The organism is Stutzerimonas tarimensis (assembly GCF_042648805.1).
Classification (GTDB): Bacteria; Pseudomonadota; Gammaproteobacteria; order Pseudomonadales; family Pseudomonadaceae; genus Azomonas; species Azomonas tarimensis.
Map to the genome: position 1 here is coordinate 322,412 of NZ_JBHRXZ010000016.1, position 22,846 is coordinate 345,257.

The window sequence follows — 22,846 nt, forward strand, 5'->3', positions numbered from 1 at the left end:
CGAGGCATTGTGGCGCTCAGTCGTCCATGCCACGCAGTACCGTACGGGTGATGGCTTCGCCTATAAGCTCGAAGGCCTGTCCTGCCTCCTTGTTTTCGTCGAGATGCTCGGCGCAGGCCAGCACGATGACCGTGGTCGCCTGGTCCTCGGCGGCGGGATCGATTACCCCGACGTGGCATGCCTGGCCGAGCTGGGTGCCGGTCTTCTGGATGAAGGGCACGTCACTGGGCAGACCGGCTTCGAGCCGGTAGGCGTCATAGGAGTCGATCTTCATGTCGGCATACAACTTGGTCAGACTGGATTCGGAGAGCAATTCGCCCTTGACCAGCTTTTCCAGCAAACGGCCATAGGCTTCCAGACTGGCTGCGTTGATGTTGCGAGCGTAGTAGCGGTCGTAGGCCTCTTCCAGGCTCGGCGCTTGCAACTCGCTCGTTGGCACATCGAGCATGTTCGCCACGGCCCGATAGCGTGGCTGACTGAAAGGCGCCGCAGCGATTCGCACCAGATCCATGTTGCCCAGATCACGGGCGTCCGGATGCAGTTCACCATAGACATCTCGGCGGACCTGGGTGAAATCGGTGATGCGCTCGACACCGCGTCCACCCATGTTCTCGCGGGTGCGCTCGTTGAGGCTGTCCTCGCCGATCAGCCTGACGAGCATGTTGGCGGCCGTGTTGTCGCTCTCGATGAGCATCTCGGTCAGCAGCGTCTCGATCCGATACTCGACGCCCGGATCCTGCCAGACCAGCTGGCCCGACCCGTCCACCTTGTCTTCGACGCGCAGCGCCAGGGTGTCGCTGAGTGCATGATCGCCGTCGTCCACGCCCTGCAACACCGCCACCGCGATGGGAACCTTGGCAGCCGAGCCCAGATACCAGAGGCGGTCCGCATTGAGCGAGACTTCTTCATCTTCACCCAGGTGCTTGATGTAGATCCCCAGGTTTCCAGGCGACTCGTCAGCGATACGCTGCAGATCAGCTTCCAATCGCTGCGTCCAGTCAGCCGGTGCTGCGCTGGCATACAATGCCAGCAGCGCGGCAACGCAGCCGGATACAGCGCTGCTGCTCGTTTTCATAGGCGCATCAACCCCGAAGCCACCAGCGCTTCGCCGGCCCCCCGCAGCGCCGTCTCGGCTCGAGCGGTCGAGGCACCGCGCACGCAGGCCACCACGACCAGACGTGGCGCACCCTCTGCGCTGGCGCCGGGCTTGGGCACCACCACTCCGGCGTCACAGGCGCGGGCCACCTGGGTTCCCGTCTTGTGGGCGAAACTGACCGTGGTCGGCAGGCCTGCCTTGATCCGCAGGGAGCCTGTTTCCACCCGACGCATCACGCCCAGCAGGTACGCCGTGGCTTCTGGCTGGAGAGCCCGCCCTTCGACCAGCGCCGCCAACAGCTCGCCGTATGCCGTCAAGGGTGCGGAATTGAAAGGCGTCGCATAGTAACGCTCGAAAGCCTCACCCACGCCTATCGGGGTGAAGCTCGACCGCTCGACCTTCAGCAACTCCGCGAGCGTGGCCAGCCGCCGCTCTTCGCTGGACTGCTGGCGCAGCAACAGGAAGTCGGCACCGGAGAGATTCTTGGCGGCCGGGTGAAGCTGGCTGTAGACCAGACGCCGGACATCCGCCAGGGTGGTGATCGGGCCGAAACCGCCGGGCACCAACTCCTGGGCCACCGCATTCACGCTGTCGATGCCAGCCACCCGGATAAGCATGTCGCTTGCCGTGTTGTCGCTGTGGATCAGCATCTGATCAAGCAGGAAGCGGATGCTCAGCCAGCTGCCGGGCGCTTCGGCGTTGGTCGGCCCGGCCCCGTCGACATAATCCGAAGACAATAGCTGGACAGTGGAATCCAGTGACAGACTGCCCTCTTCGACCCGACGCATGATCGCGATCGCCACCGGGACCTTGATGGTCGAGGCCAGATACCAGGTTTCCTCACCGCGGTAGGACGCCGAAACACCGCTGTCCACGTCCTTGACGTAGACGCCCAGCACCCCGGCCGTACGCTTGTCGACCTCGGCAACCCGATCCAGGAAGGCTTCGGTCCAGCCGAACCCGTCCTGAGCCACCGTGGGCAGTGACAGGGCGAACAGCAGCGCCCCGATCAATCTTGTCTTGCCCCTCTGGCCACAGCCTCGCTTGGACAACAACACCAGACCCTCCATAACTGTCACCGTCGCTCTCTGCTCTGACTCCAGTCGCCAGAACAGGTGCGCTACACAGTGAGGAAAAAACGCCCCGGCAGACACCAGGCATGGTCAAGCCCATCTTGCGAATGCCGACGACCTCGCCGTGGCACGCCGGGCGAACGTCTTCGATTACACCTTGCCCAAGAGGCGTTGGCGATGGCTTTCGGACGGGAGTACAGGTATGGGACGAACGGGCACAGAACGTTTCATCGGCCTGGAGTGGTTGCGCTTTCTGCTCGCCGTCTACGTGATCGTTTTTCATACCTTCCACGCCTACCCGGAAGAGCAGCGACCCTTCTGGCTGACCGAACTCACCGGCGTCGGCTTTTTCGCCACCAGCAGTTTTTTCGTGCTGTCGGGGTTTCTCCTGGCCCACGTCTACAGCCAAGACGGCAGGCTACGGGAGCCGGCGCCGCGCTTCTGGGCCAAGCGCTTCGCCAACCTCTATCCGCTACACCTGTTTTCACTGGCGCTGACCGCGGTGGTGCTGTGGATCATCGCGACGGCTGGCATCCCCCCGGACGATACCAACGCCAGTATCCGCTTCGTCATCTACGACACCAATGAAGACCTTGGCGACGCCTCCAGGGAAAGCCTTCACCACTTCATGAGCGATGGCGAACTGCTGTTCAACTTGGGCCTGCAGTTGCTGCTTCTCCAGGCGTGGAATCCCTACTACCTCACCTTCAACCCGCCGCTGTGGTCGATTTCCACACTGTTCTTCTTCTATCTGACCTTTCCCCTGCTGGCGCCCCGGCTCATGCGGGCGCAACACAAACCCTGGTGGCTGCTGGTCACCCTGGCCATCTACCTCATCCCGCCGCTGTGGATCATCATCAACCAGGAATACGGCATCCCCCATACCGGCATCCTCCACCGCATGCCACTGGTGCGCCTGCCCGAATTCGTCGCCGGCATCCTCCTCTATGGCTGGTTTCGAGAGCATCGCCTGAAAGGCTGGCAGCCCCGGCTACCAGGCATGCTCGGCCTCGCCGCACTGATCGTCGGCTCGGTCATCGCCGCCATCTGGCTGCTCAAAGGCGAGCGCTTCTGGTACTTCCTGCTACACACGGGACTCTTGCTACCCGCTCAGCTCGCCCTGCTCTACCTCTGCGCCCTCGCCCCGCATCCTCGCAGCGAGCGAACCACCCGCTGGGCCCAACGCCTGGCCAGCGCCTCGCTCCCGCTGTTCGTGCTGCACGTACCGATATTCATCCTGTTTTCCCGCTCGGAAAAATTCCTCGGTGCCGCCTCGGCCGATTGCCTGGCCGACTGGTCGAGCTGCGCCCTCCAGGCCGGCGACCAGCCGCTCTCGCTCTGGTTCTACCCGTTGTACCTGCTGCTGACCATCATGGTCTGCGTCTGGACACAGGAACACGCCGTCAAGCCCGCCCGCAACTGGATGCTCAGGCGGATGGGGGTAAGGTGAAAGTGATTGCCCAGGCAATTGCCCCAGGCAACTTCTTAAGCTCAATCATTATCATTTAGATTTATGATTAACGGGAGTACAATGCCACACTGAAAGCATGGATAAAGCGTGGGACAGGATGTCTGAAGCTTCACGGAATGAAGACCCCTTATTTCGCTCCGAGGCGCTTTCCGCGCGACGTGAGCATTCGTTCGGCAGCGTGCTGATCCACCGGCCCTGGGGCTATACGGTCGCCGCGGCCCTGGCCTTGGTACTGATTCTTCTGGTCGCTGCCTTCGCCTATTTCGGAACCTACACCCGCAAGGCGACGGTAACCGGCCTGCTGCTGCCCCACCAAGGCATGCTACGCCTGACGGCCAACGGGACCGGCGTGCTTGCGCAGATCAAGGTCACCGAGGGCCAGCGCGTCGAACAGGGCGACGTGCTGTTCCTGATCTCCGGTGAGCGCATCAGCGCAGCCGGTGGCGCCCAGGAACTGATCGCGCAGCAACTCGACCAGCGCATGCTGTTGCTGGAGCGCAATCGCGTGCTGGCCGAGGACCGCTTGACCGGGCAAATGCGCATGCTCGACAGCCGTCTGGGCGCCATCGTGGAGGAATCGGAGCGGCTCGCAGAGGAGCTTCGCCTGCTCGGACGGCGCGTGGAACTTGCCGCAACGCATCTGCATCGCCAGCAGCAACTGGTAGAGGCTCAGTTCGTCTCGGTCGCCCAGCTCCAGCAAGCCGAGGCGGAGCTGCTGTCGCTTCAGGGGCAGCGACAAACCCTCCGCCGCAGCCGGACAAACCTCGACCGCGAGCGCACCGAGTTACTCGCCCAGCGACAGGAAGCCGAACTGCGTCACCGCACCGATCTTTCCGAAATCGACAACGGCATTTCCCTGGTCAGGCAGGAGCAGGCCGAGAACGACGTGCGTGTCGAACAGGCTATCGTGGCGCCCTTCTCGGGCATCGTCACAGGCCTGAACGCGCAGCTCGGCCAACAGATACTGACCGGAGCGCTACTGGCCAGCCTGATTCCCGAGGATGCCACGCTCACTGCCCAGGTATATGTCGGCCCTCGCCAGGCCGGCTTCATCGAGCCCGGACAACCCGTATTGATGCGCTATGCGGCCTATCCCTATCAGAAGTTCGGCATGGCGCATGGCACAGTATCGAATGTGGCGAAGAGCCCCTACGCGGCTCAGGAACTTCCCGCCCATATCGCCAGCGCCCTTCAGCAAGCCAGTGCAAGCGCCGAGCTTTTCTACCGGGTAACGGTCGAGCTCGACTCCCCGACCATTTCCGTCTATGGAAGCGCCCAATCACTACAGGCCGGCATGTTGTTGGAAGCGGACATTATCCAGGACAGGCGCCGCCTCTACGAATGGGCACTCGAACCCATCTATTCGGTAACGGGAAAGATGAGCGCAAACCAGTCACCGGATAAAGGTTGAACATGCCAGAACGGTATTGAATAAAGGCCCGTCAGTGTCAATGAAAACACTTTGCTTTCGAAGTACTCCTGCTCGCTTGCAAACTCACTTTTTCATGTTTCTTCTGGCCAGCATGTTTTGGCAATTCATGCGCCACTCCACGGCGGCTACAAGGATGCTCTTCGAACAAGCAAGAGCATATTCATGCTCGGCTGCCTTGCTATGTATGGATTTCCAACACGACGAACTGGAAAATCGAATTACCGTAAATAAAAACACCCACCGACCTTACGCTGACTAGGAATAACAATGAAACATATGTATTTATTGGCAGCACGTCATTCGATTGCGACGGTACTGGCTCTGCTTGCACTCATAGGCAGCGCCTGGGCTGGGACGACCAATGTTGTCGCCGAGCTGGAAGGCATCAAGGAATATCGACTCGACAATGGCCTGCGCATCGTCCTTGCCCCGGATGCGTCGAGCAACACGCTGTATTTCAACCTGGTGTACCGGAGCGGATCGCTCGCCGATCCCGATGGCCGCAGCGGCACGGCCCACCTGCTGGAACACCTGATGTTCAAGGGCACGGAGCAGCGATCCGCCGAGACCCTGGTCGATGGGCTGCGCCAGCGCGGCATCCGCTTCAACGCCACCACCAGTTTCGACCGGACGCGCTACACCGCCATTTTCGAGGCGGATGCGGCCCGGTTGGAACATCTGCTGGAGCTGGAAGCCGAGCGCATGGCCAGCCTGCGCTTCGAGCAGCACGACCTGGACCGCGAGCTCGAAGTGGTACTGCGGGAAATGGAGCGGGCCCAGGACGATCCGCTTGGCGCGCTAGGGCACCGCATGATGGCGGCGGCGACACCCGGCCAGGGCTTCGGCCGGCACGTGCTCGGTTCGCGCGATGAGCTGCACACCATCGAACTGGCGGACCTGCAGCGCTTCCATGAAAACCACTACCGCCCCGATAACGCGGTACTGGTGATCACCGGCAAATTCGACCGAGCCCCGACGCTGGAGGCGATATCACGCCATTTCGCGAAGCTGAAACCGGCGGCGACCGTCCATGCGACCGAAGGCACCCGTATTGCTCTGCCACCAGGCGGTCCGGCCACGGCCCAGCTGAAGCGGGGCAATACCGACGTGGTGGCCCTGGCCTATCCCGTGCCGGCGGCAGCGGACACACGCAATGTCGCGCTGGCCGTGCTGGCCGACGTGTTCGCCGGAGAGCCGCACGGTCGGCTGTACCAGGCCCTGGTAACACCGGGTGCAGTCCAGAGCGTGTTCGCACTGCAACAGGCGTTCGAGCTTGGCGGCCACTACCTGTTCGGTGCCGTGGTTGCGCCGGGACAGTCGATGGAACAAGCGCAGGCACTGCTGATCGAGCAGGTCGAATCGATGGCTCGGCAACGGCTTTCGTCCGAGGAACTGCAGCGTGCACAGACAAGCGGCCAGCATATGAAAGCCAGGATCCTGCGCGATCCAGGCGCCCTGGCGGAGGTGTTGTCCGAATCCGCGGCGGTAGGCGACTGGCAACTGATGCTCGAGCGCTTCGACCAGTTCTCGGCACTCGATGTGGAGACGGTGCAGCGTGAAGCCGAGGCGCATTTCACCGCTCGACATCGCCTCGTCGGGCAGTTGCGCGCGGGTAGCGAGGCCGCCGCGCCCGCGGAGCGCCGCGCCGCGCCGACCGCTACGGCACAACCGACCGCCGCCGCTCCAGCCGCTTTGCAGGCAATGCCCGATCTCGCCGGTTTCAACCGCCAGATCCTGGACGTCGAACAGGGCATCCAGCGCACCCGCCTGCGTAACGGCCTGAAAGTGGCCCTGCGTGCGCAGCCGGGGTCGTCGAAACCGGTGCAGGGCATCATGACCCTGCGCTTCGGCGACGTCGAAAGCCTGCACGGCAAGCGCGCCGTGGCGGACATCACCGGCACCGTGCTGATCCGCGGCAGCCGGGACTCCAGCTACCAGCAGATCGTGGACCGGGCCAATCGGCTCGGCGCCGGATTGGCGGTCGTCCCGGACGGCGGTTCTCTGACCGTTCGTTTCGAGAGCTCGGGCGAGAGCTTCCCCGCGTTGCTGGAATTGATGGCCGAGGTGCTGCAACGGCCGGCCTTCACGCGAGCCGAGTACGACCTGGTCAAGCGCCAGCGCCTGCAGGCCTTGCGTGCTCCGGCCGACCAACCGGCCAGCGTGGCGGGGCTGGCGCTGCGGCGGCACGTCGAACGTTATGCCGAAGGCGATATCCGCCGCCGTGTCGAACATGAGGAAATACGCGCAGCAATGAAGGCCGTCAGCCTGAAGGACGTGCAACGCTTCCACGAGGACTTCTACGGGGCCAGCCATGGCGAGCTGGCCATCGCGGGCGATTTCGACGCTGCCGAGGTAATGGCGCAACTGGACCGGCTGTTCGGCGGCTGGACGAGCAAGACGCCCCATCACAGAACGACCCAGCCCTACGAAGACATCGCCCCGGCACGCATCCACGCCAAGGCCAACGCAGCGCAGACCGGCCACTACATCGGCCGCCTGCATTTCCAGGCCAATGCCAGGTCGGAGGACACGGCGGCGCTGTTCGTCGCCGAGCACGTCCTCGGCCGCCACCCGGTGGCTTCCCGCCTGGGCAAGCGCCTGCGGGAACAGGAAGGCCTGACCTACGACCTGCGCTCCTCGATCAAGGTCGCGACCTTCGACGACGCCAGTTGGGTGAACGTCCAGGGCAGCTATTCCCTCGGCCAGGGACAGCGGGTCGCCGACATCGTCAAGGAAGAAGTCGCCCGCCTGGCCGAATCCGGCATCACCCAGCAGGAACTTGACGCGGCCAAGGCCACCATCCTCAACGAACGCCGCCAGGCCTTCGGGCAGGATCTGAACATCCTCAACTGGTTGCCGCGGCAGCTTTATGAAGACGTCACCCTGTTGTCCTGGGTCGAGCGCAACGATGCATTTGCCGCCGTCACGCTCGAGCAGGTGAATGCGGCGGCGCGACGGTATTTCGATGCCGAAAGGATGGTCGAGGTCCTGGCGGACGCCGAGTAGTCATCCGCCACAGCCAAGACCCAGCATCATGTAATTGGCCAAGCGACGACTCATTCGGCTTTGGAGATTATGACTCTAAGAGCCTGTTCACGATCTCGCGAGCTAGGGCCCTGCAAGGCAAAAACAGGTGAGGAAGCGGAGTTTACTGATGTAAATGAGCATTCCGAACCTGTTTTTAACGCCGCAGGGCCGACGCGCAGCAGATCATGCACGGGTTCTAAGCCGAATGCTTGAGTCTGTAGGAAGGAAGCCTCGGATGAAACTGACGACACGAGAAAAGAGCGTCCTGCAGCTGTTGCTGCAAGGGAAGACCAACAAACAGATAGCCGCCGGGCTTGGTATCAGCGATTACACCGTGCGCGACCATGTTTCCGTCCTGCTGCGCAAAAGTGATTGCTGCACGAGGACCGAGTTAATCGCTCGGCATATGAAGCTGGCCGAGACATAACCCCTACAACTGTCGGGTTATCTAACGTGAAAACTTCCTCTACCCTACAACCAGCTCGAATCATCGATAAAGCTCTTGCTTGCGAGACGAGAAAATGAAAAGACTCATGGACCTTTTTCTAAGGTTCGAAATGGACTGGGTTAAAAATGATTTCTTGAGATCAGACTTATTCACCTTATATACATTCTTTATTTCCATGGCGCTTGCCTGGTCACTATTCGAGTTTGGCAACAAGGGACTCGCATGCTTTATGGTTGGCCTACTGCTGTTTTGGGAAAGATATGTCGTCACCAAGCTCTACGAAGAGATAAAAACAAACACTCCGAATAATTTCCGAGGTGTCACCACTTGAAAAATTCGCTACTACTCTGCTGCATACTAATACTAACCATCAATCTGACCTATGCGGCAAGCCAAGAGAAAAAACAGGCTGCAGAAGATTTTCTGATCGCGATGGACGCGGCCACTTTGACCGAACAATCAATCGATCAAGTGCTCGCTATGGAGCTGCAACAAAATCCGAAGCTTCTGCCTTACCGGGATGCCATGCGCGAATTCTATGCAAGGCACATCGGTTACGAGCCAATGAAGGCAGACATGATCAGAATTTATACGGAACATTTCAGTATTGAAGAGCTGAATAGCTTAGCCGATTTTTATCGAACGCCGGTCGGAAAGAAATCAATCAGATTGACACCTGAAATCATGGCCAAGAGCGCTGAGGCAGGTCGATCCAAGATAATGGCCAATCTGCACGAACTGCAGGAGTGGCTTTGGAGCGCCAGTTGCAAAAAGAATAATCCTTACAATCTGCCACCTTTAACGTAGAGTAGAAAAAATGGAAGAAGCAAAAGCCCGCTCAGTCGATTTTATTGGAACGAAATTTGTTATTGGCTCCTTTTCCGACATGCTGCTTACCTTCATTCTTGGGCTATCCTTCTATGCACTTCTTCTTGGCGCATATAGAACATTCCTGCATGCAAAAAGACGAAAGTACGACAAGAAAAGCATTGTGCACTTGATTATCCTTCTTCCGCTTTCCCTGGTTCTCGGAAACGTGACAAAAACCTTATTCTTTCGATAACCAACATCCTACATACAGGAGAAATGATATGCGTGAGTTATCAATACGTGATATGGAAATCGTATCAGGGGCTGTTGGACCCGTTGGTGCAGCCATTGGTGCCGCATCCGCTGCAGCAGGCTATATTGGATATGCGACTGCCAGGGGAGAAGGCAATTTATCCGACTTCCTTGGAACTACAGCAATGGGTGCTCTTGGTGGGTTCGTAGCAGGTCCTACCGGGGCGACTGCTATGCAGAATGGCGCGCTGGCCATCATTGGTACTCAGTCCGCTTTCTATGCTGGCATGGCTGGAGGGTTTACAGCGAACGCTCTGGATGCCGCGGGAACAGACTATAACAATGCTGCGGGCACCAATTACAACTGAGCAAGGTAAGAAAAACTTCTTGGTTGAATTTCTCTCAAGAGTCCAATAAAAACCTGCATATCAGCGACTACACCGTGCGCGACCATGTTTCCGTTCTGCTGCGTAAAAGTGATTGCTGCAAGAGGACCGAGTTAATCGCTCGGCATATGAAGCGGGCCGAGACATAACCCTTACAACTGTCGGGTTATATGACCTGCTGATTTCTCCTACTATTGCAAGCGACTTGATTCATCGAAGGGTGAGAAATGAAACAGCTGATGGAGAGTTTCCTAAAGTTTGAGCTGAATTGGGTAAGGTTTAACTTTCTAAGGTCTGAGCTGTTCACTCTGTATGCTTTTTTCATGTCCATGGTAGTTGGCTGGGCCTCCTTCGAGTTTGGCAATAAGGGGGTCGTATGCTTTGCGGTTGGATTGCTACTGTTTTGGGAAAGGTATCTGGTGATTAGACTTTACGAAGAAATTAATAAAAATATTAACTCCTGAGCTATCGAGGTGCGTCGTGAGGAAGCTTGATTTGCGTGAACTGGCGCTGGTCGCAGGCGGTAATAGCCCTTATGAGAATGTCGATCGGGATTGTGCGGTGGCAATTGCTATAACGGTAGCGACTATGCCACTAGGCCCCTATGTCACTGCGCTAACCATGGCGAATGCGTTAAATAGTTGCTATCCCTATGTGGACTTGTCGGGCACAGATTACAACGATGCTGCAGGCACAAATTACAACTGAGCAAGGCAAGATAAATCCTCTTGGTTAAATTTCTCGCCAAGAGGCCTCAGGATTATAGTCTACCAAAGGACTGGCAATCAGTTTATGAGCATTTCATTTAATATCCCCACAAATGAGTTCCTAAAGCAATATCAAGAGAAGAAGCCTCTTCTGATGAAAGGAGCAGTTTCTTCGAACGATTTCTCCTGGCGCGACGCCAATGAAATCTTCGAGCGAAGCAATGTGGCTTCCAACGATTTCAAGCTGTCCTGCGATGGCATCCGGCCCAAGCACGAGTATGTGGAGAGCTACTGGGATATCGGCACGCTGCGGCATCGCCTGATCAAGCCAGTGGTCTACGACTACCTGCGCAACGGCGCGACGCTGATCGCCAACAAGATCGCCAACGAGCCCAAGGTCAACCAGTTCGCCAGGCGCGTCGCGGAGTTCACCGGCCGGCAGGTGGTCAGCAGTGCCTATGCCGCCTTCGGAGAAAGGGATTCGTTCCGCTGCCACTGGAATACTCGCGATGTGATTGCGGTACGAGAGCCGAATTAATCGCGCGGCATATGAAGCTGGCCGAGACATAACCCCTACAACTGTATGGTTATCTAACGTGAAAGTTCCCCTACCCTACCCTACAACCAGTTCGAATCATCGATGAAGCTCTTGCTTGCGAGACGAGAAAATGAAAAGACTCATGGACCTTGTTTTAAGATTCGAAATGGACTGGGTTAAAAATGATTTCTTGAGATCAGACTTATTCACCTTATATACATTCTTTATTTCCATGACACTTGCCTGGTCACTATTCGAGTTTGGTAACAAGGGGCTCGTATGCTTTATGGTTGGCCTACTGCTGTTTGGGAAAGATATGTCGTTGTCAGGCTTTACGAAGAAATAAATTCCGCCCCGAAGAGGGCCACAAAAGCTATCAATTCTCCCACACAAAAAAAATAGCAGTACATCATATTCACCCCAACGGATGACTAGCCGACAAAATCAGACAAGGCCAAATAATGCCTATTGAAATTATCTCAGGAGTTCTTGTCGGATTAGCCTTGATTTTATTCCTCATAGACAACAAGAAGAAAATTGACAGTTATATAGCGAACCCAACCTGGCGAAACTTCGCAAGCATCCTGACGGATTACATTCCAGGCGAAAGAAAGAGAAAAGATGGGTGAACCAAAATGACAAGCATGGAAGAAGAAGTAGAAGGACTGGCAAGAGAAAACAGGGCGTTCATGAGTCTGATTGGCAAGTCTAGCGTCTTGGCATTTGGATTCATTTTTCTAAATGAAGACCTAAGAGCACTGGGACTTGAAGATAATATTATAGGAATTTTGGATATATGGTTTGCCGTCTCGGCAGCATGTGCTTTCTCAATAGCACTTACAGTAAACGCCTATGTTGTAGGCGGACATGAAAAAGTCAACCACAGCAACAATAGACCAACAAAAAGAATAAAGACAGCAACGGAATACATTATCTATATTGGAATGATCGTGACTGGCTTTTCTTTGATAATTATTTTCCCGGAACACTTCAAGGAAACATACACATCTATAGTCTATGGTTTTGTGCTGACAGGTACAGGCTTTTCTTTGCTCTACTGGGAGATTTTTCGCTCCTTGAAGAACAAAAGGCGAAAAGCCCCCCAGTAGTTGATCTGATTTTTTTGACGGCGACCTTGTGGGCGTGGATAAGCTTTCTATTTATTGTCAGGGTGCCATATGTGCAGGGTGAATAGCGAATTCATTTGCAGGCTTGCCGAGTCAGAGGGCATGTGGATATTGCTCGTCGGTCTTTTTTTATCAGCTATTTTGAATATTTTATTTAACATGACGACCTTCCTGTCAAATCGCAGGAGAGGTGATTTGGCAAGAAAAAATAATGAAAAAACAATGGTCTTTTCGACTGTCATAGGGGTGGCATTAGCCACGGTATCGAGAAATATAATTCTGGCATGAAGGGATGCCTTTGGAGAAAAACATGAGAGAGCTTACCCTTAAAGAGCTGGAAAGTTGTATCGGGAGCTGCCTTACCTATAGTGCCAATATTGGTTAGAGGGACCCGTCGGCGCGGCTAGTGGTGTAGCATCATATGTCGCATCATCATCTATGCAGGGGCAGTCAGTAACACTTTCTGGCACAGTAGGCGCTGCGGTAACTGGCGCCATTACAGGAGGAGGGGCAAGTTCAATCAGGACCGGAATACTGGCTGGAGCGGCAGGGGGAACTGCATCAAGAATTATGAGTATTGACGGCACTGGAGGGTTTACAACGAACGCTCCAGATACCGCAGGCACCGACTACAACAATGCCGCGGGCACCAATCACAACTAAGCAAGATGAAAAAAATCTCTTGACTTAATCTCTCTCAAGAGCCTAATAAAACCTGCAGGATTATAGCCTGCCAAGGACTGGCAATTAGTTTATGAGCATTTCATTTAATATCCCCGCAAATGAATTCTTGGAACAATACCAAGAGAAGAAACCTCTCCTGATGAAAGGAGCAGTTTCTTCGAACGATTTCTCCTGGCGCGACGCCAATGAAATCTTCGAGCGAAGCAATGTGGCGTCCAGCGATTTCAAGCTGTCCTGCGATGGCATCCGGCCCAAGCACGAGTATGTCGAGAGCTACTGGGATATCGGCACGCTGCGGCATCGCCTGATCAAGCCAGTGGTCTACGACTACCTGCGCAACGGCGCGACGCTGATCGCCACCTCCCCCACCACGACACCGTCGAACGCGGCGGCCACCGGGGTCACGGCATCGAAGCCGGCGATGTTTTCTATCTGCCGCGTGGCTGGTGGCATAACCCGTTGCCGCTGGGCGAGGAAACCACGTTTCCGTTCTGCTGCGTAAAAGTGATTGCTGCACGAGGGCCGAGTTAATCGCTCGGCATATGAAGCTGACCGAGACATAACCCCCTACAACTGCCGGGCTGTCTAACGTGAAACTCCCTCTACCCTACAAACAGTTCGAATCATCGATAAAGCTCTTGCTTGCGAGACGAGAAAATGAAAAGTCTCATGGACCTTGCTTTAAGATTCGAAATGAACTGGGCGCTTGGAACTTGAGGCCGCCCAGGCTTTATGAATTGGCGCTTGAGTCAATTTGCTCTATGGCGGGTAAGTGGGCTACTGAATAGCGTTGCTTGCGCTGAGCTAATCGCGCGTTCTACACAAGGAGTTTCAAGAGGCGATATTGTGCAATGACTTATAGTTTTTGCGGAGCAGAGCTTCTTGACGTTTCCCTGAATTCGTAAGGGAGGCGAATATGGCGACAGCATCGTATGGGCCGACATTAGGTACTGATGCAGTTGCTTCATTTAGCAAAAATATGGTGTTTCAAAAGGAGAAAGCCGTGAGAGAACTTACCCTAACAGAGATGAGCTTCGTAGGCGGCGCCGGCAATGCTACTGACACGGTAAATACCACAGTCACAACCGGTGGTGCGGGATATGCCGCTGGCCGTGTACTCGCCTCAGCGGCAGGTGGTGCCGTCAACGGGAGTCGAGCTGGGTTGTATGGCGCTATTGCCGGCGCAGTGATTGGCGCCGCCGCGGGGATTTATGACTGGTACCAAGACAGCCAAGATGGAAGCGACTATGGAGATGGAACCAACTATTAAATAAAGCGTTTGCTAAGTGGCGCACCATTGCGTCAATTAGTTTATTTTTCTTAGGGGGTTGAAGATGACCAAAAAAATTGACTATTTGCGTAAATTTGCAATCTACTTTTTTACTATTCTGACCTTGGCATGTGCTGTTTCAACAGTGTTTTTCGCGATAAGCGGTGATGCCAGCCAAAGAAATGAGAGCGCCGTATCGGCTTTGGTCGGCATGCTCCTTGTTCTATGGTTGAGAAAAGATCAAGAGTCTGAAATAAAAAAACCATTGGTTTGATCTGGGTCTCAGATCATCTGGTGTCGATATTAATTGTATAGGCGGCATATGATGCAAATCGTGTTTGACGTCACGAAGAATGATTTTTTTGACGAGTATCTCTACAAGAAGCCTCACGTTTTTAAAGGTGCGGTCCAAGGCGGACATATAGACTGGAAGGATATAAATGAAATTTATGAGAGAGCGGATGCGTCCGACAGAAGCTTCAAGTTGATGAATGGTTATGAGGTTCCAAAATCAGAGTATGTGGAGTCTCATATAAATGTTGGGCGTGTGGAGCATCGATATATTAAGCCGGTGGTTTACAGGTACATGCGCGAAGGCGCGACGCTCGTTTACAATAGAATAAAAAACGAACCATTGCTGACAGCCATATCCAAGCAGATTGCCAATTATGCCGATGCGCAGGTTATCGTCAGCGGATATGCCGCTTTCAGCGGAAAGTCTTCCTATAGAAGCCATTGGGATACAAGAGATGTTTTTGCTGTTCAGCTATTGGGGCGGAAACGCTGGATCATCAAGCGGCCGAACTTTGAGTCTCCCTTGTACATGCAGCAGACAAAAGACATATCCGAAGCGGTGGAGCCGGAAGAGGTTTATCTAGACGTTATTCTTGAGCCGGGTGACATCATATATGTGCCTCGTGGATGGTGGCACAATCCGCTTCCTCTTGGAGGGGAAACATTTCATCTCGCTATCGGCACATTCGCACCTACCGGTTTTGACTATTTGCGCTGGCTGCTTAATCTGATGCCTAATATTCCTGATGTCAGGAAGAATTTTCATGACTTCGGGCGAGACGAGCAATCTCTGGAAAACATAGCAGCAAGTCTTGGAGCCGCCGTCAACGATCGAAGTAATTATGAGAAATTCATGCAGGCGTACATAGGCCAGCATAGAGTGGATTCAAAGATTGCACTTCATATTCTCGGTGACGGAAGCAGCCATCAGCTCGATTTGAAGCATACCGTTCGATTGAATGCTAACTTGCTGTACCGATTTTCGGATGGGTTTGTGGTGATCAATGGGAACAAGATAAATATCGATGATGTGGGTTTCGAGTTGATTGAGTTTATTCATCATCAGGGGGGGGTTAGTGTGTCTGGAATTCAGGAAAAGTTTTCAGATTACGGAGCGGATATTGTCGGTAAGGTGCTTTTTCAGTTGGCCCTCAATGATGTGATCGAAGTTGTTGGCTGACTCCCAATTCCTATCTGGTTGACTGCCCTCCATCTCGAAGTCGGGGCCTAAGAATTCCTTGGCATCGCAAATGGGCGTTGCCATCAGGATCTTCTAGAACTGTCGCGCGAAATAACTGCGTGATGTGGTTCATGGATACGTTGAAGCATGGAAGCAGTGTTGCAAGCGGAAAGCCAGGAATGCGGCCTGGCCTGCCTGGTGATGATCGCCGGATACCACGGCCTGCACCTCGACCTGATGAGCCTGCGCCGGCGCTTTTCGATTTCGATCAAGGGCACCAATCTCGCGCAACTGGTGCGCTATGCGCAGAGTCTGGATTTTTCATGCCGACCTCTGCGCCTCGAACTGGAAGACATGGCCAAGCTGCGGTTGCCATGCATCCTGCATTGGGACATGACTCACTTCGTGGTGCTGGAAACGGTCCGCAGGGGTCGTCTGCATCTGCTCGACCCGGCCAGCGGACGCCGGGTGCTGCCCTTGGCCGAGGCATCCCGGCATTTCACCGGTGTGGCGCTGGAGCTGTCGCCCAATGTCACCTTTCGCCCGGCCCAGCAGAAGGCACGTATCCGCCTGCGCGAACTGACCGGCCGGGCGATCGGGTTGAAGCGCGCATTGGCCAATATCTTCGCGTTGGCCCTCGCGCTCGAAGTCGTGGCCCTGCTGGCACCACAGGTCACCCAGTGGGTGGTGGACGGTGCCCTGGTATCGGCGGATCACGATCTGCTGCTGATCGCCGTGCTGGGCGGTTGCCTGTTGATGCTGATCGATTTCGTGCTGCGCATGGCCCGAGGGTGGATGGGGTTGAGGCTGAATCAGCAGCTGGCCCTGCAATGGTCGGGCAATCTGTTCAGTCATCTGCTGCGCCTGCCCTGGCCGTACTTCGAGAAGCGTCAGCTCGGTGATATCACCGCCCGCTTCCAGTCGCTGACGGCCATACGCAACGTTCTCACCAACGGCGCGATCATGGTCGTGCTCGACGGGCTGGTGACCCTGATCACGCTGGGCATGATGCTGCTCTACAGTCCGGTGCTGACCGGCATCGTGGCGATCGCCCTGGCGCTGTACATGGTTCTGCGCGTGGCGTTCTACCAGCCGCTGCGCAACGCCTCGGAAGAGCGCATCGTGCTGGCGGCGCGGGAGAATTCCTACTTTCTGGAAACGATACGGGCGGTGCTGCCGCTCAAGCTGTTCAACACCACCTCCCTGCGCCTGGCGACCTGGCAGAACCTGGTCGCCGATGTGCAGAACCGCGATGTCGCCACGCAGAAAATGCTGCTGGCATTCACCAGCCTCAATACCCTGATCTTCGGGCTGGAAGGCATGCTGCTGCTCTACGTGGGCGGAATGGCCGTTCTCGACGGCACGCTCTCGCTGGGCATGCTGTTGGCGTTCATCGCCTACAAGAGCCAGTTCACCGGCCGGGCCAGCCAGTTGATAGATCTGGGCGTGGAGATACGCATGCTGTCGCTGCATGCCGAGCGACTGGCCGATATCGCGCTCGAAACGCCGGAACCGGACAGCCACATGGAAACGGACCTGGAGCGCATCGAGCCACGCATCGAGTTGCGCGACGTGTCGTACCGTTATGCGGAAGGTGAGCCCTGGGTGCTGCGCAATCTGTCACTGGTCATCGAGGCCGGCGACTCGGTGGCCATCGTCGGCCGTTCCGGCTGCGGCAAGAGTACCCTGTTCAAGCTCATGCTCGGACTGCTCACGCCGACCGAAGGCGAGATTCTGGTGGGCGGCATCCCGGCGCGCCAGTTGGGCCCTCAGGCGATTCGCAATCTGGTCGGGGCCGTGATGCAGGAGGATCAGTTGCTCGCCGGCTCCCTGGCCGAGAATATCGCCAGTTTCGATCCTGAGGCGGACCAGCAGCGGATCGAGGAAGCGGCGCGTCAGGCGAATATCCACAAGGCGGTCGCCAATATGCCCATGGGTTACCAGACACTGGTGGCGGAAATGGGCAGCGGCCTGTCCGGCGGGCAGAAACAACGGGTGCTGCTGGCGCGCGCCCTCTACAAGCGACCCCGGATTCTCGCGCTGGACGAAGCCACCAGCCATCTCGACCTGCATAGCGAGCAGCACGTCGTACAGGCCTTGCAGCGGATGCCGATGACCCGCATCACCATCGCGCACCGGCGCGAAACCATCTCTTTCGCCAGGCGCCTGGTCTGCCTGGACAAAGGCGCAGTGGTCGAAGACGTTCGCCTTGATGAAGAGAGACAGGTCAGCGCATGAGGGGGAGGCACCTCTTGTGCGGCTGGGCGCTGGCATGCATGGCAGGCCAGGCACAGGCCAGCGACCTGATGGAAATCTACCGCCAGGCCGTAAGGCATGATGCCCAGTATGCGGCGGCCCAGGCACAGCGGCACGTGGGCAATGAACGACTGATCCAGGGGCGTGCGGGCTTGTTGCCACAGGTGACGTTCGATACCCAGACGAGCTGGAGCGAAACCGAATACGACGTGACTGGCGGCACCCTCGAGCAGCGCCGACAGAACCGTAGCTATGGCATCCAGCTCGTGCAGCCCTTGTTTCGCTGGCAGAGATGGCTGCAGTACGAACAGGGAAGCCAGCAGCAGGCACTTGCCGAAACGCGCCTGGCAAGTGCGGAACAGGCATTGATGCTGCGCGTGGTCGAGTCCTATTTCGAGGTATTGAACGCCAGTGACGTGCTCGATGCGGTCGAGCAATTGCAAGCGGCCAATGCCGAGCAGTTGGCGAGTGCCCGCAAACACTTCGAGTTGGGCAATGCCAGCATCACCGATGTCCACGAGGCCCAGGCAAGTTTCGACAGGACCATGGCACAGCTCATCAAGGCCAGGAGCGATCTTGCGTTGGCACGGCATGCGCTGGCCCGAATCATCGGCAGGCAGCCCGAGCGGATCAAGGGATTGCGCGAGCATGTGGAACTTGCGCCGCCACGGCCGGAAGACGCCAGTGCCTGGGTCATAGCCGCCGAGAGCGGCAGCCTCGAAGTGCAGACCCAGGCGTTGCTCCTGGAGATCGCCGCCAAGGAAGTGCAAAGCCGCAAGGCCGAATTCCTGCCAACGGTCGATATGGTGCTCAGCCAGAACATGCAGCAGAGCCCCAACGCGAGTACCGAACGCAGCGAATCCGCCGCCATCGGGCTTCGCTTGAGCATGCCGTTGTATAGCGGCGGGCGACTCAGCTCTTCCGCGCGCGAAGCAGTAGCGCTGCGGATACAGGCGGAGCATGAGCTGGAGGATACCCGGCGCGCGGCGACTCTGGCGACTCGGCAGGCATGGTCGGGTGTAATGGATGGAATCGCCCAGATAAAGGCGTTGGAGGCCGCGAAGGTATCCGCGCAGTCAGCCGTGAATTCCAACCAGTTGGGCTACAAACTGGGTGTACGTGTCGGAACGGATGTGCTGGATGCGCAAAGCCAGTTCAGCGAGACGCTACAGCAGCTTTCCCGGGCTCGATACGACACCTTGCTGGCCCAGATGCAGCTCAAGGCTGCGGTGGGGTCCTTGGGCATCGATGATCTTACCGAGCTCAATGCCTTGCTGGCGGATGTCGACGAGCAGAAGACATCGATGGGACCAGAAGCAAAGTAACCGATCCATAAACAAAAAAAGCAGACGCGAATCCACTATCGAATTCGCGTCAGGGTCTCGAGTAACTGGCGGAGATCTTCAGCTCGCTTGAGGCTGAACGGTGCCGGCGCCGCTCCGGCGCGTGCTGCCTGGCCGCTGGCCTCGGCGCGCTCCGGCTGTTATCGAGGCGGAAACGCGCTCATCCGGAGACCAGCAGCCAGGCACCGGCAGCGGCGGACAGCAGTCCAGCGAGCCGAACCAGCGGCGAGGCGGCGCGAGGCAACTGGCGGACCAGGGCATAGCCAACGGTGTGCAGCACGGCGGTAGCCAGCATGAACCCGGCCACGTAGCTCCAAGCCGACTGCACCGGCCCCTCCAGGCCGTGCGCCAGGCCGTGGGCGAAAGCGAACAGCGCAGTCATCACCAGCGCTACGGACAGGCGAACCCGGGCAGCGACGGCTACCAGCAACCCGAGCCCCAATACCGAACCGGCAATGCCGGTTTCCAGATACGGCAAACCCAGCCCGGCCAGACCCAGCCCCCCACCAAGCAGCAGGCTTGCGAGAAAGGTCAACGGCACTAGATAGCGCGCGGAGCCTTGCTGCTGCGCGGCCCACAGCCCGACCGCGAGCATGGCCAGCAGGTGATCCAGCCCGCCAAGCGGGTGAGCGATGCCGGACACCAATCCGGAAGGCGCATGGCCCGGGTGGGCGAAGGCGAGCGATGGTACGGACAGCAAGGCAGCAGCCCCAAGGACGGGCAGCAAAGTGGGGAAACGCATGATCGACATCCTCATCGAGTCGGAACATAGGGTAACCACCGGCGGGCGCGGGGCCCATCGGCGGCAGGCGTACCGGATGCCCGGCGGTCAGGCATGTGGCGGCTTCGGAAATTCACCACGCACCGTCTCGTAGGCGCGGGCCACGCGTAGCGCAAGGGCATCCTTCATACGCGGCGCGACGATCATCATCCCGACCGGCAGCCCCGCCGCGAATCCGGCCGGAATCGTAGTCGCAGGATGGCCGGTGATATCGAACGGCGCGGTATTGGTGAGCATGTTCAGGGCCGTGCGTACGTACGCCTCGATCGGCGCATCCGGTGCGGTCAGCAACGTGGCGACGAAGGGCATCGTCGGCATGATCAGCACGTCGAACTGCTCCAGCGCCGCGTCGTACTGGCGGGTCAGTTCCGGCACCAGCATCCGCGCCTTGCCGTAATAGGCCCCGTGCAACTTCTTCAGGCTGTAGTGCCCGGTCAGCGCGACCGCGCGGACGGTATGCGACAGCGCGTCGGCATGCTCCCTGCGTTTGGCCCCGAAGTAGCTCATGATCTCCGGGTCGTAATAGCCACTGACGTTCATCCCGTAACCGTTGCCCTGGAGCATCTGGTAGGCCGCGCCATCGGTGGCGATGACATTCCACATGTCCATGGCGACGGCGCCGTGCCAGGGCGCGCTGACTGTGCCGACCGTCGCGCCGAGGGCCTCGAGCTGGGCGACCGCAGCCCTGACCGCGGCATCCACCTCGGCCTCGGACACCCCGTCGATGGCGAAGCCTTCCTGCAACAGACCGATTTTCAGGCCCGCCACACCATCGTCGAGGCCGGCCAGGCATTGGGTCGGCGCCGGCTGATCTTTCTGCCGCGAATCCAGCCCGTCGGCACCGGAAATGACGTCGAGCATCACTGCCACGTCGCGCACATGCCGGCCCATCGGGCCCACATGGTCGATGGTGCGCTCAATGGGAAAGGCTCCGGTGTAAGGAACAAGGCCATAGGTCGGCTTGTGCCCAACGACGCCGCTCCAGGCCGAGGGCATACGGATCGAACCACCCTGGTCGCCGCCCAGCGCTAGGTCGACCTCTTCCACCGCGATGAGCACCGCACTGCCACTCGACGAGCCGCCGGCATTGCGCGACGAATCCCAAGGATTCGTCACCGGCCCGCTCGCCGCTGTGAAACTGGCCCCGGAGAAGCACAGGTCTTCGCATACCGACTTGCCGACGATAGTGGCACCGGCCGCCAGCAGCCGCTTGACCACGGTGGCATCCTCGGATGGCACGTAGCCGTCCAGGCTCAGCGAGCCATTGGCCATCGGTACCCCGGCGACCGATACGTTGTCCTTGATTACCACGGTCTTGCCGGCGAGCGGCCCCTCCTCCGCGCCTTCGATGGCGGTCTTCAGGTACCAGGCGCCATAGGGGTTGGCATCACCCTCGGGCTTGGTGAAATGCCGCACCGGTGGCTGCTTCGCGATCTCCGACTGATACAGCCGGTCGATCGTTTCGTAGGACGACAGGGTCGTGTCGGCAAGCCCGAGGTAAGCCTCCATCTGGGTGTCATCGAGGGTGTAGCCGTGGTCGTGCGCGGCGTCGAGAAAATCGGCCTTGCTGGGACGTGGTAGGGACATGACGTTCTCCATTGGTGATATTCGGCGCCCTTTGGAGGCGCCGCCTGTCATGACCGCTGCGCCACATGCGCGCGGTCCTTTGCTGCGTTAAAGCAGGGCCACCTCATCGCCAATCCGGACCGAACCGCCCTTGAGCACTTCGATGTAGACGCCCATGTCGGGATGTCCATAACGCGCCATCAACGCCCTGGGTATCGACAGGTCGCGGCGTGCCGTCAGCGGATCCACGTTGACCGCCGAGCAGCGCCGGGTCCGCAGCACCACCTCGACGCGCGCCTGCCCGATACGCAACTGGCGCCCTACCCAGTCGAGCTCTTCCCAGGCCGTCGCCGTGCGGAAGTAAAGATTGGCGCGGAACCGCAGCGGGTGGACCGGCTGGCCCAGGTCAGCCTCCAGCGCTTCGACGGAGGCGAGGTTGACCAGCGAGATGGCGTTCATCATTGGCGTCGAAATGACGCTGACATCGGTGAAGCGGACGCCCTGCGCACGGACCAGCCGGGGCATCCCCTGCAGCTCGCCGGCAAAGCGCTCGGCGAACAGGCGTGACAGGCTGTCCTGATCCTCGGGGTCGTCGAGGTCGAAAACGGTCATGCGCCCGTCCGGGTCGAGGAAGGTGAGCCGGTTACGGCTGTCGTCGTAGTGCGTGCGGTACTCGGCGAGTTGCTCGCGGTTCGCCTGGACCAGAAAATCGGTCTTCGGTCGCGGGACGTAATTGCCCGGTTCGAATACCCAGGAGCCATCGGTGATTGCGAAGATCCGATCCAGAGGCAGAGCCTGCCCGGCCGTCAATTGAACCGACGCCAGGGGCTCGGCCGACAGGCCTTTGACAGGATAGCGATACAGTTGCTCGATGGCACTCATGGCGGTCAGTCCTTTGCGCTGGGGTTAACAGGCGTCTGCGGTTCTGGTTCGGGATTCGGTCCGGTCTGTAGCGGCACCACCTGCAGGCGATGGTGGTTCATCCTTACCTCGAACATCCCCGCCTCCGGCTGGGCAAGGAGCGCCTCGGCCAGTACCGGTTCGAGTTCGGTACGCAGGCGGCGGGCCAGATCACGAGCACCGAAGCGCACGTCCTGGCCGCTGC

The 22,846-nt window shown here is 57.9% G+C and carries 21 protein-coding genes and 1 pseudogene; 16 read left to right on the forward strand and 6 right to left on the reverse strand.

Features of this window, described 5'->3' with window-relative positions; genetic code table 11:
• Positions 1-16 precede the first annotated feature (16 nt).
• Positions 17-1,075, reverse strand: coding sequence for a serine hydrolase (locus tag ACFOMF_RS06755; protein ID WP_386362664.1), 1,059 nt, complete (start codon positions 1,073-1,075; stop codon positions 17-19).
• A complete protein-coding gene (locus ACFOMF_RS06760; RefSeq protein ID WP_386362667.1) occupies positions 1,072-2,154 on the reverse strand; it encodes a serine hydrolase in 1,083 nt (360 codons plus the stop codon). The genes ACFOMF_RS06755 and ACFOMF_RS06760 overlap by 4 nt, the downstream gene beginning before the upstream one ends.
• A 217-nt stretch (positions 2,155-2,371) precedes the next feature.
• Between ACFOMF_RS06760 and ACFOMF_RS06765 the strand changes: the two genes are divergently transcribed.
• The 16 genes from ACFOMF_RS06765 (at position 2,372) to ACFOMF_RS06840 (ending at position 19,376) form a co-directional block, all read left to right on the forward strand.
• Positions 2,372-3,619: an acyltransferase family protein gene (locus ACFOMF_RS06765; RefSeq protein WP_386362670.1), complete on the forward strand. Its 1,248-nt coding sequence runs from the start codon at positions 2,372-2,374 to the stop codon at positions 3,617-3,619.
• Positions 3,620-3,737: 118 nt separating this feature from the next.
• Positions 3,738-5,051 (forward strand): HlyD family secretion protein, encoded by a 1,314-nt coding sequence (locus tag ACFOMF_RS06770; protein ID WP_386362673.1) that lies wholly within the window; start codon positions 3,738-3,740, stop codon positions 5,049-5,051.
• A gap of 288 nt (positions 5,052-5,339) precedes the next feature.
• Positions 5,340-8,078, forward strand: a complete 2,739-nt coding sequence (locus tag ACFOMF_RS06775) for a M16 family metallopeptidase (RefSeq protein WP_386362675.1) — start codon at positions 5,340-5,342, stop codon at positions 8,076-8,078.
• Positions 8,079-8,334: 256 nt separating this feature from the next.
• The gene (locus tag ACFOMF_RS06780) at positions 8,335-8,526 is read left to right on the forward strand and encodes a response regulator transcription factor (RefSeq protein WP_386362678.1); all 192 of its coding nucleotides are present in this window, start codon (positions 8,335-8,337) and stop codon (positions 8,524-8,526) included.
• A 348-nt stretch (positions 8,527-8,874) separates the two neighbouring features.
• Positions 8,875-9,354, forward strand: a complete 480-nt coding sequence (locus ACFOMF_RS06785) for a DUF2059 domain-containing protein (RefSeq protein WP_386362681.1) — start codon at positions 8,875-8,877, stop codon at positions 9,352-9,354.
• A gap of 10 nt (positions 9,355-9,364) precedes the next feature.
• Positions 9,365-9,610 carry a hypothetical protein gene (locus tag ACFOMF_RS06790; protein ID WP_386362683.1) on the forward strand — a complete coding sequence of 82 codons (246 nt, stop codon included), beginning with the start codon at positions 9,365-9,367 and terminating at the stop codon, positions 9,608-9,610.
• Between the two features lie 28 nt (positions 9,611-9,638).
• Entirely contained in the window at positions 9,639-9,977 is a 339-nt protein-coding gene (locus ACFOMF_RS06795) for a hypothetical protein (protein ID WP_386362685.1), read from the forward strand.
• Between the two features lie 513 nt (positions 9,978-10,490).
• Complete coding sequence (locus ACFOMF_RS06800; RefSeq protein ID WP_386362687.1) at positions 10,491-10,703, forward strand: hypothetical protein; 213 nt, start codon at positions 10,491-10,493, stop codon at positions 10,701-10,703.
• Positions 10,704-10,856: 153 nt separating this feature from the next.
• Positions 10,857-11,240: a hypothetical protein gene (locus ACFOMF_RS06805; RefSeq protein ID WP_386362690.1), complete on the forward strand. Its 384-nt coding sequence runs from the start codon at positions 10,857-10,859 to the stop codon at positions 11,238-11,240.
• Between the two features lie 644 nt (positions 11,241-11,884).
• The gene (locus ACFOMF_RS06810) at positions 11,885-12,349 is read left to right on the forward strand and encodes a hypothetical protein (RefSeq protein ID WP_386362693.1); all 465 of its coding nucleotides are present in this window, start codon (positions 11,885-11,887) and stop codon (positions 12,347-12,349) included.
• Positions 12,350-13,483: 1,134 nt separating this feature from the next.
• Positions 13,484-13,582, forward strand: a complete 99-nt coding sequence (locus tag ACFOMF_RS06815) for a hypothetical protein (protein WP_386362748.1) — start codon at positions 13,484-13,486, stop codon at positions 13,580-13,582.
• Between the two features lie 385 nt (positions 13,583-13,967).
• Positions 13,968-14,321, forward strand: coding sequence for a hypothetical protein (locus ACFOMF_RS06820; RefSeq protein ID WP_386362696.1), 354 nt, complete (start codon positions 13,968-13,970; stop codon positions 14,319-14,321).
• 64 nt (positions 14,322-14,385) lie between these two features.
• Entirely contained in the window at positions 14,386-14,595 is a 210-nt protein-coding gene (locus ACFOMF_RS06825; RefSeq protein WP_386362698.1) for a hypothetical protein, read from the forward strand.
• Positions 14,596-14,646: 51 nt separating this feature from the next.
• The gene (locus ACFOMF_RS06830) at positions 14,647-15,795 is read left to right on the forward strand and encodes a JmjC domain-containing protein (RefSeq protein ID WP_386362701.1); all 1,149 of its coding nucleotides are present in this window, start codon (positions 14,647-14,649) and stop codon (positions 15,793-15,795) included.
• A gap of 147 nt (positions 15,796-15,942) precedes the next feature.
• Positions 15,943-18,033: a peptidase domain-containing ABC transporter gene (locus tag ACFOMF_RS06835; protein ID WP_386362704.1), complete on the forward strand. Its 2,091-nt coding sequence runs from the start codon at positions 15,943-15,945 to the stop codon at positions 18,031-18,033.
• Positions 18,034-18,071: 38 nt separating this feature from the next.
• Positions 18,072-19,376: a TolC family outer membrane protein gene (locus tag ACFOMF_RS06840; RefSeq protein WP_386362707.1), complete on the forward strand. Its 1,305-nt coding sequence runs from the start codon at positions 18,072-18,074 to the stop codon at positions 19,374-19,376.
• Positions 19,377-19,554: 178 nt separating this feature from the next.
• On the opposite strand, the gene ACFOMF_RS06845 is transcribed toward ACFOMF_RS06840, so the two are convergent.
• From ACFOMF_RS06845 to ACFOMF_RS06860, 4 genes and pseudogenes are all read right to left on the reverse strand, one after another.
• Positions 19,555-20,136, reverse strand: a complete 582-nt coding sequence (locus ACFOMF_RS06845; RefSeq protein ID WP_386362710.1) for a HupE/UreJ family protein — start codon at positions 20,134-20,136, stop codon at positions 19,555-19,557.
• Between the two features lie 87 nt (positions 20,137-20,223).
• Positions 20,224-21,762 carry an amidase gene (locus ACFOMF_RS06850; RefSeq protein ID WP_386362713.1) on the reverse strand — a complete coding sequence of 513 codons (1,539 nt, stop codon included), beginning with the start codon at positions 21,760-21,762 and terminating at the stop codon, positions 20,224-20,226.
• An 87-nt stretch (positions 21,763-21,849) separates the two neighbouring features.
• A complete protein-coding gene (locus ACFOMF_RS06855) occupies positions 21,850-22,623 on the reverse strand; it encodes an MOSC domain-containing protein (RefSeq protein ID WP_386362716.1) in 774 nt (257 codons plus the stop codon).
• A gap of 5 nt (positions 22,624-22,628) precedes the next feature.
• Positions 22,629-22,846 (reverse strand): annotated as a pseudogene (locus ACFOMF_RS06860) (hypothetical protein); the annotation flags it as partial.